Raw genomic sequence first — 11,983 nt, 5'->3', positions numbered from 1 at the left:
TGGTTGGTTTCAAGGGGATGAACACATGAAGCTGAAGCGACAACAACAGGGTTTGACCTTTTTCGGCCTGCTCATCGTCGGTGTCCTGCTGGCGTACGCGGGCGTCATCCTGGCGCAGGTGGCCCCCACCTACATCGAGTACCTCGCCGTGCAGAAGGCCGTCGACAAGGCGGCTGCCGGCAGCACGGTGGCCGAGGTGCGCACCATTTTCGACAAGGCGGCGCAAATCGACGACATCCGCACCATTGCCGGCAAGGACCTCACGGTGGGCAAGGAAGGGGATCGTGTCGTGGTGTCCTTCGCCTATGAGCGCGAGATCCACCTCGCGGGCCCGGCGCACCTGGTGATGAAATACGAAGGCCGCTCGAAGTGAAGAACCCGACGGACCGGCAGCGCCCCGGCGGGCGCTGGTCCCATTGAGCCCCGAACTGCTGGCGCTGCAGAAGCGCCTCCAACATCCGTTTGCCAACCCGCGCCTGCTGGAGCGCGCGCTGACCCATCGCAGCTTCACGGCCGACCACAACGAGCGCCTGGAGTTTCTGGGTGATTCGGTGCTGAGCCTGGCGATTTCAGGCCTGCTGTTCGAGAAGCTCAACCAGTTGCCCGAAGGCGATCTGTCCCGGGTGCGCGCCAACCTGGTCAAACAGGACACCTTGTTCCAGATCGCTTCCGACCTGGGGCTTTCGGCCTGCCTGCGCCTGGGTGACGGCGAAAAGCGCTCGGGCGGGCACAAGCGCCCGTCGATCCTGGCCGATGCTTTGGAAGCCGTGATCGGCGCGGTGTACCTCGACGCGGGTTTCGAGGTCGCGGCGGCGCTGGTGCACCGCCTGTTCAGCGGCGTTGAACTCAGCGCCCAGATGAGCGCGATGGGCAAGGACCCGAAAACCGAATTGCAGGAGTGGCTCCAGGCGCGCAAAATGAAACTCCCGGTCTACCGCGTCGTGGCCACGCTCGGCGAAGCGCACAAGCAGACCTTTGACGTGGAGTGCACCGTGACGGAATCCGGACACAGCGAGCGTGGCATCGGGGCCTCCCGCCGCGCCGGCGAGCAGGCCGCCGCCGCCGCCATGCTGCAGCACCTGACCACCGGCCCGGCCACCGCCGCCAAGCCCACCGATGCCCCCAAGGTGTCCCGCACCAACCCGTCTTCCTGATTCATGTCCGCTCCCACCCCACCTCCATCCGCCAACCCCGACCTGGACGCCATGCTGGCCCGGGTCCTGGGCAAAGACACGGCCGCTGCACCCGACGGCGATCCGGCCGCGGGTGACCTGCCGCCCGCCACGGCAGAGGCGGCGCCCGTGGCCCCCGCAGACCAGCGCTGCGGCTATGTGGCCATCGTCGGCAAGCCCAACGTGGGCAAATCCACCTTGCTCAACGCACTCGTCGGGCAGAAGGTGAGCATCACCTCGCGCAAGGCGCAGACCACGCGCCACCGCATCACCGGCATGCGCACTGTGGGGCCCACGCAGTTCGTGTTCGTGGACACGCCGGGCTTCCAGACCCGCCACGGCAACGCGCTCAACCGCGCTTTGAACAAGACGGTGCTGGGCGCGGTGAACGATGTCGACCTGATTCTCTTCGTCGTGGAGGCCGGTCATTTCAACCTGGCCGACGCCAAGGTGCTCTCGCTGCTGCCGGCCAATGTGCCGGTGATGCTGGTGGCCAACAAGTTCGACCTGGTGCACCGCCGGGGCGATCTGGCGCCCTGGCTGCGCTCCATGCAGGAGCGCCATCCTTTTGCCGAATTCGTGCCCATGTCGGCCAAGGCGCCCAAGGACATCCAGCGCCTGTTCTCGATCTGCGAGAAGTACCTGCCGCAGCAGCCCTGGATGCACGACCCGGACGACCTGACGGACCGCAGCGAGCGCTTCATGGCCAGCGAGATGGTTCGGGAGAAGCTGTTCCGCCTGACCGGCGACGAGCTGCCCTACACCTCCACCGTGATCATCGACAAGTTCGAGGAAGAGGGCACGCTCAAGCGCATCGCCGCCACCATCGTGGTCGAGCGCGAAGGGCACAAGGGCATGGTGATCGGTGAGAAGGGCGAGAAGCTCAAGCGCATCGGCACCGAGGCCCGGCAGGAACTCGAGAAGCTCTGGGATTGCAAGGTGTTCCTGGAGCTGTGGGTGAAGGTGCGCTCGGGTTGGGCGGACGACGACGCTCGCGTGCGTTCGTTCGGCTACGAGTAAGCCGGCGGCCGCTGGACCCGCGACCGGCACACGAGGCCAGACGGCATGGCCCTGAAACGCTTCTCCGACGAACCCGCTTTTGTCCTGCACCGCTACGACTGGAGCGAGACCAGCCTGGTGCTGGAGGTTTTCACCCGCCGCCAGGGCCGCATCGCCCTGGTCGCCAAAGGGGTGAAGCGGCCCACCTCCCAGTTCCGTCCCGTGTTGCTGCCCTTGCAGCCGCTGAGCCTGTCCTGGAGCGGTGGCGCCGAGGTGCGGACGCTCAAGGCGGCGCACTGGCAGGGCGGGCACGTCATGCCCACGGGCGAGGCGCTGATCTCGGGCAGCTACCTGAACGAGCTGCTCATGCGCCTGCTCGCGCGCGACGATCCGCACGAACGCCTGTTCGACCACTTCGCCACCGCCGTGCAGCTGCTGGCGGAGAAGAGCGATGCGCAACCGCTCATCCTGCGTGCGTTTGAACTGCTGTTGTTGCGCGATGTGGGCCTGTTGCCCGACCTGGCCCAGGAGAGCAGCACCCTGGCCGACCTGGACCCTCAGCGCCGCTATGTGCTGGTACCCGAGAGCGGTCTGGTGCCCGCGCAGGACGACGACAGCCAGGCGCTGACCGGAGAACACTGGCTGGACCTGCAGGCCGCCATGGACGAACCGGCGCCCTTCATCCCCACCTTGCGCGCCTGCGCCGCCTGCCTGCAGGCCGTGCGCGTGCCCCTGCGCAACCTGCTGCACTACCATTGCGGCGTGCGCGTGTTCAAGACCCGCCAGCTGATGCTCGATGTGCAAGCCATGACCCGGCCGCGAACGCCGCCGGATCCTGGCACCGGTTCCTCCCCTGACACCCTTCCCACCGCGACCGCACCATGACCGTGGCTCCCCGATCCCCGCATCCTCAGACCGCCTTGTCGGTGAACCTCAACAAGGTGGCGCTGGTCCGCAACACGCGGCATCTGGGCATTCCGTCGGTCACGCGGGCGGCCACGCTGTGTCTGCAGGCCGGCGCACGCGGCATCACGGTGCATCCGCGGCCCGACGAGCGCCACATCCGCGCGCAGGACGTGCACGACCTCGCCGATCTGCTCAAGGCATGGCCCGACCGCGAGTTCAACATCGAAGGCAATCCGTTTCACAACCTCATGGGCTTCGTGCGCGAGCTGCGCCCGCAGCAGGTCACCTTCGTCCCCGACAGCGAAGGCCAGTTCACGAGCGACCACGGCTGGAGCTTCCCGGCCGACGCCGAACGCCTGCGCCCGCTGATCGCCGAGGCCCACGCCCTGGGCGTGCGCGTGAGCCTGTTCATGGACGCCGAGCCCGACCAGATGGCCGGTGCCAAGGCGGTGGGGGCCGATCGCGTGGAGCTTTACACGGAGCCCTATGCGGCGGCCTGGCACACGCCGCAGCGCGACGCGCAATTGCAGCGCTTCCGGGTCGCCGCCCAGGCCGCGCTGGATGCCGGCCTGGGGGTGAATGCCGGGCACGACCTGAACCGAGAGAACCTCACGGCGTTCCTGCGCGCGGTGCGTGGGGTGAGCGAGGTGTCCATCGGCCACGCCCTCATCGCCGACGCGCTGGAGCTGGGCTACAGCGCCACCATCGCCGACTACAACCGCTGCATCGCCGACGCCTTCGCGCCATGATCTACGGCATTGGCACCGACATCTGCGACATCCGGCGCATCGAAGCCGTGCTGCAGCGCCAAGGCGAGCGCTTCGTGCGCAAGGTGCTGACCGATGCCGAATTCGCCGTCTGGCAAAAGCGCAGCGCGCGCTGGCCCCAGCGCGGCCTGCGCTACCTGGCCACCCGCTTCTCCGCCAAGGAGGCGTTTTCCAAGGCGGTGGGCATGGGCATGCGCCTGCCCATGACCTGGCGGCGCTGCGAGATCAACAACCTGCCCAGCGGCCAGCCCGTCATCGTCCTGCACGGGGATCTGAAGACCTGGTTCGAGGCGCAGGGCCTGCGCGCGCACGTGACCGTGACCGACGAAACCGACTACGCTGCCAGCTTCGTGGTGGTGGAGCGGGACTGACTTTTCCGAATCTGTTTCCATGAACCCTCACGCTCCTCTCATCATCGACGTGGCCGGCCACAGCCTGACCACGCTGGACCGCCAGCGCCTCGCCCATCCCCTGGTCGGCGGCGCCATCCTGTTCGGCCGCAATTGGCAGGACCGGGCCCAACTCACGGCGCTGTGCCGCCAGATCAAGGCCGTGCGACCCGACCTGCTGATCGCGGTGGACCACGAGGGCGGGCGAGTGCAGCGCTTTCGCACCGACGGCTTCACCCACCTGCCGGCCATGGCCGCCCTGGGCGAGATGTGGCTGCGCAGCCCCAAGGCCGGTGAGCCCGACGGCGCGCCGGCCCTGCAGGCGAGCAACGCCGCGACCGCCGTGGGCTTCGTGCTGGGCGCCGAGTTGCGCGCCTGCGGCGTGGACCTCACCTTCGCGCCGGTGCTCGATCTGGATTACGGCGAGAGCTCGGTGATCGGCGACCGCGCCTTCGGGCGCGATCCGCGCCTGGTCACGGTGCTGGCGCAGGGCGTGATGCACGGCCTGCTGCAGAGTGGCATGGGTCACTGCGGCAAGCATTTCCCCGGCCATGGCTTCGTCAAGGCCGACTCGCATCTCGCGATCCCGGTGGACCGGCGCAGCCTCAAAGCCATCCTGGCCGAGGACGCCGCACCCTATGGCTGGCTCTCGGCCAGCCTGCAGGCCGTGATGCCGGCGCACGTGATCTACCCCAAGGTGGACGACCGGCCGGCCGGTTTCTCTTCACGCTGGCTGCAGGACATCCTGCGGCACCGCCTCGGCTTCACCGGCGCGATCTTCAGCGACGACCTCAGCATGGCGGCGGCCAGGCAGATCGGCGGCCGTGAAGTGAGCTTCACCGATGCCGCGCTGGCCGCACTGACGGCGGGTGGCGACATGGTGTTGTTGTGCAACCAGTCGGTGGTGGATGGTGGTGCCCCCATCGACGAGGCGATCGACGCCCTGTCCCGGGCGGTGCTGGAGGGCCGCTGGCAGCCCAGCGCGGCGAGCGAAGAACGCCGCCTCGCGCTGCTGCCCCGCATGGCCGCGCCGGACTGGGATGCGCTGATGGTCAGCGAGCGCTACATGCAGGCCTTGTCGCTGCTGCCGGGCTGACCGCTCAGCGGTTCAGGTTCAGCTTGTCCAGCAGGTCCGACACCAGCTCCAGGCGCAGCAAAGGGTTGTCGAGCGCCATCAGGCGCTGCTTGAGCTCGGCCGGTGCGGGCAGCAGCTCGGCCCAGCGGTTGGCCACCCAGCCACTGTCGTCCCACTGGTAGGGCGGCTGCAGGGGCAACTGGTCCAGGCTGTCCGGGTCGCGTTCCTGCAGGTTCTGCAGCAGGCGCTGCAGGCCGTCGCGCGTGCCGGCCAGGTGCTCCGGCACCGGCACCACGGCCTCCGGCTCGTCGAGCTGCACGTCGGCCACCCAGAGGCCATGGGGCAGCTGGCTGCGCCGCTGCACGTGAAACCGCTGGAGGGCGCGGCATCGGATCATCATGAGACCGGGCTGCGGCCGTTCCAGGTGTTCGATCTGCGCCAGGGTGCCCACCGGGTGAAACACTTCCTTGGCAAAACCGTCGCCGCCGGGTGGCGCCTGGGGATCCAGGCGCCGCACTTCGCTGCCTTCGCTCAGGCAGACCACGCCGAAGGGCGCGCCCGTCTTGTGGCAACGGCCGATCATGTCGAGGTAGCGCACCTCGAAGATGCGCAGCGAAAGCCAGCCGCCGGGGTACAGAACCGTCTGCAGCGGGAACAGCGGGAGCTGCGACAGCGTGAGCGCCTCAGTCCCGGAGGTGGAACTCAATCGTCGACCACCGCGTCGGCGCTCTGGCGCTGCAGCATGGCCAGCGCGTTGGCGATGGTGGCGCGCAGTTCTCGACGGTCGCAGATGAAGTCCACCGCGCCCTTGGTCTGCAGGAACTCGGCGCGCTGGAAGCCTTCGGGCAGCTTCACGCGCACGGTGTTCTCGATCACGCGCGGGCCGGCAAAGCCGATCAGCGCCCGGGGTTCGGCGATCACCACATCGCCCACGAAGGCGAAGCCCGCGCTCACCCCGCCCATGGTCGGGTCGGTCAGCACGCTGATGTAGGGCAGGCCCTTCTTGGCCAGGCGCGTCAGGGCCGCGTTGGTCTTGGCCATCTGCATGAGCGAGAGCAGGCCTTCCTGCATGCGCGCACCGCCGGTGGCGGTGAAGCAGATGAACGGCACCTTCTGGGCGATGGCCTCTTCAACGCCGCGCACGAAGCGCTCGCCGACCACCGAGCCCATGGAGCCGCCCATGAAGTCGAATTCAAAGCACGCCACCACCAGGCTGATGCCGCGCACCGCGCCGCCCATGACGACCAGCGCATCGGTCTCGCCCGTGGTTTCCAGCGCATCTTTCAGGCGTTCCGGGTACTTGCGGCTGTCCTTGAACTTGAGCGCATCCACCGGCAGCACTTCCTGGGCGATCTCGTAGCGGCCTTCGGCGTCCAGGAACGCATTGAGGCGCGCGCGCGCACCGATGCGGTGGTGGTGGCTGCAATGCGGGCAGACGTTCTGGTTCTTTTCCAGATCGTTCTTGTAGAGCACGGCTTCGCAGCTCGGGCACTTGATCCACAGGCCCTCGGGCACGCTGCGGCGCTCGGTCGGGTCGGTGGGGGTGATCTTGGGGGGGAGCAGTTTTTCGAGCCAGGACATGTTTCTCTCCTTGCGGGGGGACAAAGGGAATTAAACCATGGGAGAGGTCGGGCGCGGGCCAGCCGCCGGGCCGCCCCCAAGGCAGGCCCAGCCCCCTTGGGGGCAGCGACCCGCGCAGCGGTGGAGCGTGGGGGCCCGGTTATGCGTCGAGCGCTTTCCGGATGGTGCGAAGGAACTGGATGGCCACCGCCACCACCTTTTCGTGGGGTTCGTTCTCCAGCAACTGGATGATCTTGCTGCCGATGACGACCGCGTCGGCCGTCTGGCCGATGGCGCGCGCCGTTTCGGCGTCGCGGATGCCGAAGCCCACGCCCACCGGCACGCTCACGTGCGCGCGGATGCGGGGCAACATGGCCTCGACCTGACCGACGTCCAGCGTGCCGGCACCGGTGACGCCCTTGAGCGACACGTAGTACACATAACCACTGGCCACGCGCGCCACCTGCGCCATGCGCTCATCGGTGGAGGTGGGCGCCAGCAGGAAGATCAGGTCCATGCCGTGTGCGCGCAGCGAGGCGGCGAATTCCTCGCATTCCTCGGGCGGGTAGTCGACGATCAGCACGCCGTCCACGCCCGCGCTGCTGGCATCGCGCACGAAGGCGCCGGCGCCATGCTTCTGGTCGTAGCGTTCCACCGGGTTGGCATAGCCCATGAGCACCACCGGCGTGGTGTCGTTGCGCTCGCGGAAGCTGCGCACCATGGCCAGCACCTGGGTCAGGCCGATGCCCAGCGCCAGCGCGCGGTCGCCGGCTTTCTGGATCACGGGCCCGTCGGCCGACGGATCGGAGAAGGGGACGCCCAGCTCGATGATGTCGGCCCCGGCGTCGGCCATGCCGTGCATCAGGTCGGGCGTGATGTCGGCGAACGGGAAGCCGGCCGTGACGTAAGGAATCAAGGCCTTGCGGCCCTGGGCCTTGAGCTGGGAGAGGGTGTTTTCGATGCGGCTCATTTGGCGTTGCCCCCCTTCACGGTGAGCCCGCGCATGGAAGGTCTGTCATAAAAATCGACACCCGACAGGTCGGCCACGGTGCCGATGTCCTTGTCGCCCCGGCCCGAGAGGTTGACCAGGATGGATTGATCGGGCTTCATGGTCTTGGCCAGCTTGAGGGCATAGGCCACGGCGTGGCTGGACTCCAGCGCGGGGATGATGCCCTCGGTGCGGCACAGGTGGTGGAAGGCTTCCAGCGCCTCGGTGTCGGTGATGCCGACGTACTCGGCGCGGCCGATGTCCTTCAGGAAGGCGTGTTCCGGGCCCACGCCGGGGTAGTCCAGGCCCGCGCTGATGCTGTGGGTCTCGGTCACCTGGCCGTTGTCGTCCTGCAGCACGTAGGTGCGGTTGCCGTGCAGCACGCCCGGGCTGCCCATTTGCAAGGAGGCCGAATGCTTGCCGCTCTCCAGGCCTTCGCCAGCGGCCTCCACGCCGATGAGGCGGGTGCCTTCATAGGGGATGTAGGGGTGGAAAATGCCCATGGCGTTGCTGCCGCCGCCCACGCAGGCGATCACCGCGTCGGGCTGTTCGCCGCGGCATCCGGCGGCGGCCAGCATCTCGGGCACCTGCACCAGGCACTCCTTGCCGATCACGCTCTGGAAGTCGCGCACCATCATCGGGTAGGGGTGCGGGCCGGCCACGGTGCCGATGATGTAGAAGGTGTTGTCGACGTTGGCCACCCAGTCGCGCATGGCCTCGTTCAGGGCATCCTTGAGCGTCTTGCTGCCCGACTCCACCGGCACCACGGTGGCGCCCAGCAGTTTCATGCGGTACACGTTGGGGCTCTGGCGCTTCACGTCCTCGCTGCCCATGTAGACCACGCACTCCAGGCCATAGCGCGCGCAGATGGTCGCGGTGGCCACGCCGTGCTGGCCTGCGCCGGTTTCGGCGATGACACGCGGCTTGCCCATGCGGCGCGCCAGCATGGCCTGGCCGATGGTGTTGTTCACCTTGTGCGCGCCGGTGTGGTTGAGGTCTTCGCGCTTGAGGAAGATCTGCGCGCCGCCGGCCTCGCGGCTCATGCGCGCGGCGTGGTAGACCGGGCTGGGGCGGCCCACGAAATGGGCCAGCTCGCTCTCGAATTCGGCCAGGAACTCGGGGTCGTGCTGGTACTTCGCGTACGCGGCCTTGAGTTCGTTGATCGCGTGAGTGAGCGTCTCGCTCACGAAGCTGCCGCCGTAGATGCCGAAATGGCCGCGGGCGTCGGGTTGTTGGTAGGTCGTCTGCATGGGGTGTCTCGGTGGGACTGCCAGCCTGACCCCATGGAGGGGATCAGGTCGGGCAGGGAGTCTGCGCATCGGCCGCCCGAACGGCGGCCACGAAGGCGAGCATCTTGTCGGGGTCCTTGATGCCTTTGGCGGCTTCGACCCCGGAGCTCACGTCAACGGCCCAGGGCCGCACGCGCGTGATGCCATCGGTCACGTTTGCAGGCGTGAGTCCACCAGACAAAACGAGGCGAGAGCTGGCGTTTAGAAGTGGATGTGACCAAGGGAAGGCTGTCCAGTCAAAGGATTGACCACCGCCGCCATAGCCCTCGACGAGCGCGTCGAGCAGGATGGCCTGGGCGGCCGAGTGGTCCGAAGCGTATTTTAGAAGATCGAAGCCCGCTCCCGCAGGGCCGGTGGGAATCCGTGCCGCGCGCAGGTACGGGCGGCCGACGGCCTGGCATTCAGCGGGCGTTTCATCGCCATGGAACTGCAGCAGGGCCTGGGGCACCGCCTCGCAGCCCTGGCGGATCTGGTCGGCGGAGGCGTTGACGAACAGCAGCACGGGCGTCACGAAGGGCGGCAGGCGGCGTGCGAGCTCGCCCGCGCGCTGAGCCGTCACATGGCGCGGGCTTGGGGCGTACAGCACGAAGCCGATGGCGTCGGCGCCGGCCCGGACGGCCGCGTCCACGTCCGCCTCACGGGTGAGGCCGCAGATCTTGATGCGCGTGCGGTGGTGGGTGGTCATGGCAGCCAGTCGAAGGCGGGTGTGCGCTGGGGCAGGCCCAACCCCGCATCGTAGACCGGTCCGAGAAAGTACAGGCCGTCAGGGGAAAAGGTCGGGGCGGCGGCGTCGCGGCTGCGGGCCTCCAGCACCTCGGTCATCCAGGCAGCGGGGCGGTTGCCGCTGCCGATGGCGATCAGGCAGCCCATGATGTTGCGGATCATGTGGTGCAGGAAGGCCGAGGCCTCGAACTCGAAGCGCCAATAGCTTCCCCGGCGTGCAATGTCCACCCGCATGAGGTGTTTGACCGGCGAATGGGCCTGGCACTGCGCTGCCCGGAACGAGGTGAAGTCGTGTTCGCCCAGCAGGGTCTGCGCGGCCTGCAGCATGGGCTCCAGCGCCAGAGGGCGGAACACCCAGCCGACCTGGCCGGCGTCCACGCTCGGGCGCACGGGCGATTCGAGCAGCACATAGGCGTAGCGGCGCGAGCGGGCGCTCGCCCGGGCATGAAAGCTCTGCGGCACGTGCCGCGCCCATTGCACGGCGATGTTGTCGGGCAGAAAGCTGTTGGTGCCGCGAACCCAGGCGTTCTCCGGCCGCTCGACCGGGGTGTCGAAGTGCACCACCTGCATGAGGCCGTGCACGCCGGCATCGGTGCGGCCGGCGCAAAGGGTCTTCACCGCGTCCTGCGCGATGAACCGCGCCAGCGCCTGTTCGAGGTGGTCTTGCACGGTGCGCCCGCCCGGCTGGCTTTGCCAGCCGTCGTAGGCGCGACCGTTGTAGCTCACGCCCAGTGCGACGCGGGTGCGGCTGGGCTCCTGGGGTGGCTGGGGCAAAGGCGAGAAACCCGGGGTGCGCGTCAGGCCAGGTCCGCCAGGAAGGTGCCGGCTTTGGCCTTGAGCGAACCGGAGGCTTCGGCCAGCACTTCCTCGGCCAGCGAACGTGCACCCTCGAAGTCACCGATCGCGCGGAATTCTTCGGCCAGGGACAGCTTGGTCTCCAGCGGATTTTCTTCCGTCAGGCGGCCGGCCGAGGTGGCGTCGTCTTCCACCGGCGGGGCGCTCAGGTCGAGGTTGAGGTTGTTCAGGTCGAACGACAGCATCTCGGGCGCTGCCGGGGGCGGGGTCGGTGCGCTGGCATTCGGCGCGTGCGAGGCGTCAAGGTCGAGGATCGGGCCATCGTCGAACGACAGCGCGTCGAAGTCGGACGCCGGCGTGCGATCCAGGGCTTGCGCCGGCTCGGGCGCATGCTCCTGCAGCGGGGCAGGGCCCGACGGGAAATCCAGATCGAAGTCCATCGACATCGACGAGGACGGGCCCTCTTTTTCCTGCACGCGGGCGCTGGTCAGGGCCTCGGTCATCTTGAGGTCGTCCATGCTGGACATGCCGGCCTCTGCGGCGGACGCTGCCGACAGCGGTGCCGCGTCCGAGGGTTCGTCGAGTGAAAAGTCGAGATCGAGGTCGAGGTCCCCCAAGCCGGACGGGGTGGCCGCCTTGCCGGGCTCGTTGAGCGTGCTGGCGGTGAAGGGCATGGTGTTCAGACCGGCACCGGCAATGCCGGCCGTGGCCGCGACCTTGACGGCAGGGCTGCCGCCCGGCTGGTACAGGGGGTTGGAGGGATCCAGTTCCTTGCCGAGTTCGCAGGCGTGCTCCCACTCGGGGCCCTGGCCCTGCGTGAGGCCATAAGCCTCCGTGGCCACCACCTCGAACGCGCGCGCATCGCGGCGCTTGGCATAGATCTCCAGCAGCTTGTTGTGGATGGCCACGCGCGTGGGGGTGCTGCGCATCGCTTCCTTGAGGATTTCCTCGGCCTGCAGATCGCGGCCATAGGCCAGGTAGACATCGGCTTCCGCCACCGGGTCCACATCACCCGCCGCATCCAGTTGGCTGGGCGAGTACACCATGGACGAGCCAGAGGCCACGGACTCTGCCGTGTCGATGCGCTGACCGCCGCTGGAGCCGAAGAACGAATCGGGCTGCAACCGGCTTTCAAGGAAGGAGCTGTCCACGCTGGAGCCGTGCTTGCGCTGGCGCATGCGGTAGAGGCCCAGACCTGCCAGCAAAGCCAGCAGGCCGCCGGCCAGCGGCAGGGCCAGCGGGTTTTCGCGCAGTTGGTCGAAGAACGAGGGCTCGTCGGGCAGCGGCGTGGGCACCGGCAGCGGGGGTTTCACCGGGGCG

General features: G+C 68.2%; 14 protein-coding genes. 7 read left to right on the top strand and 7 right to left on the bottom strand.

The window, feature by feature from the left end; all coding sequences use genetic code 11:
* Positions 1-25: 25 nt before the first annotated feature.
* The 7 genes from AC07ZS_RS22145 to nagZ are packed head-to-tail and all read left to right on the top strand — an operon-like array spanning position 26 to position 5,329.
* Positions 26-373 (top strand): DUF4845 domain-containing protein, encoded by a 348-nt coding sequence (locus AC07ZS_RS22145; protein WP_494800694.1) that lies wholly within the window; start codon positions 26-28, stop codon positions 371-373.
* Between the two features lie 43 nt (positions 374-416).
* Positions 417-1,154 (top strand): ribonuclease III, encoded by a 738-nt coding sequence (gene rnc / locus AC07ZS_RS22140; RefSeq protein WP_494800693.1) that lies wholly within the window; start codon positions 417-419, stop codon positions 1,152-1,154.
* Positions 1,155-1,157: 3 nt separating this feature from the next.
* On the top strand, positions 1,158-2,192 hold the full coding sequence (gene era, locus AC07ZS_RS22135) for a GTPase Era (protein ID WP_494800692.1): 1,035 nt from the start codon (positions 1,158-1,160) through the stop codon (positions 2,190-2,192).
* Between the two features lie 45 nt (positions 2,193-2,237).
* The gene (recO, locus tag AC07ZS_RS22130; RefSeq protein ID WP_494800691.1) at positions 2,238-3,056 is read left to right on the top strand and encodes a DNA repair protein RecO; all 819 of its coding nucleotides are present in this window, start codon (positions 2,238-2,240) and stop codon (positions 3,054-3,056) included.
* Positions 3,053-3,826, top strand: coding sequence for a pyridoxine 5'-phosphate synthase (locus AC07ZS_RS22125; RefSeq protein WP_494800690.1), 774 nt, complete (start codon positions 3,053-3,055; stop codon positions 3,824-3,826). The genes recO and AC07ZS_RS22125 overlap by 4 nt, the downstream gene beginning before the upstream one ends.
* The gene (gene acpS / locus AC07ZS_RS22120) at positions 3,823-4,215 is read left to right on the top strand and encodes a holo-ACP synthase (protein ID WP_494800689.1); all 393 of its coding nucleotides are present in this window, start codon (positions 3,823-3,825) and stop codon (positions 4,213-4,215) included. Before AC07ZS_RS22125 ends, acpS begins: the two co-directional genes overlap by 4 nt.
* Positions 4,216-4,234: 19 nt before the next feature.
* Positions 4,235-5,329: a beta-N-acetylhexosaminidase gene (nagZ, locus tag AC07ZS_RS22115; protein ID WP_494800688.1), complete on the top strand. Its 1,095-nt coding sequence runs from the start codon at positions 4,235-4,237 to the stop codon at positions 5,327-5,329.
* 4 nt (positions 5,330-5,333) lie between these two features.
* Here nagZ and AC07ZS_RS22110 read toward each other — a convergent pair whose 3' ends face one another.
* From AC07ZS_RS22110 to AC07ZS_RS22080, 7 genes are all read right to left on the bottom strand, one after another.
* On the bottom strand, positions 5,334-6,014 hold the full coding sequence (locus tag AC07ZS_RS22110; protein WP_494800687.1) for an LON peptidase substrate-binding domain-containing protein: 681 nt from the start codon (positions 6,012-6,014) through the stop codon (positions 5,334-5,336).
* Positions 6,011-6,889: an acetyl-CoA carboxylase, carboxyltransferase subunit beta gene (gene accD / locus AC07ZS_RS22105; RefSeq protein ID WP_494800686.1), complete on the bottom strand. Its 879-nt coding sequence runs from the start codon at positions 6,887-6,889 to the stop codon at positions 6,011-6,013. The genes AC07ZS_RS22110 and accD overlap by 4 nt, the downstream gene beginning before the upstream one ends.
* A 139-nt stretch (positions 6,890-7,028) precedes the next feature.
* Positions 7,029-7,838 (bottom strand): tryptophan synthase subunit alpha, encoded by an 810-nt coding sequence (gene trpA, locus AC07ZS_RS22100; RefSeq protein ID WP_494800685.1) that lies wholly within the window; start codon positions 7,836-7,838, stop codon positions 7,029-7,031.
* Complete coding sequence (gene trpB / locus AC07ZS_RS22095) at positions 7,835-9,106, bottom strand: tryptophan synthase subunit beta (RefSeq protein ID WP_494800684.1); 1,272 nt, start codon at positions 9,104-9,106, stop codon at positions 7,835-7,837. The genes trpA and trpB overlap by 4 nt, the downstream gene beginning before the upstream one ends.
* 43 nt (positions 9,107-9,149) lie before the next feature.
* The gene (locus AC07ZS_RS22090; protein WP_494800683.1) at positions 9,150-9,830 is read right to left on the bottom strand and encodes a phosphoribosylanthranilate isomerase; all 681 of its coding nucleotides are present in this window, start codon (positions 9,828-9,830) and stop codon (positions 9,150-9,152) included.
* Positions 9,827-10,642 (bottom strand): tRNA pseudouridine(38-40) synthase TruA, encoded by an 816-nt coding sequence (truA, locus tag AC07ZS_RS22085; RefSeq protein ID WP_494800682.1) that lies wholly within the window; start codon positions 10,640-10,642, stop codon positions 9,827-9,829. The genes AC07ZS_RS22090 and truA overlap by 4 nt, the downstream gene beginning before the upstream one ends.
* Before the next feature lie 23 nt (positions 10,643-10,665).
* The coding region (locus AC07ZS_RS22080; protein WP_494800681.1) for a FimV/HubP family polar landmark protein at positions 10,666-11,983 on the bottom strand (1,318 nt) is incomplete at its 5' end.

It is taken from the genome of Hydrogenophaga sp. GW456-12-10-14-TSB4 (assembly GCF_059424305.1).
This window is presented reverse-complemented; position numbering and strand designations above follow the sequence as displayed.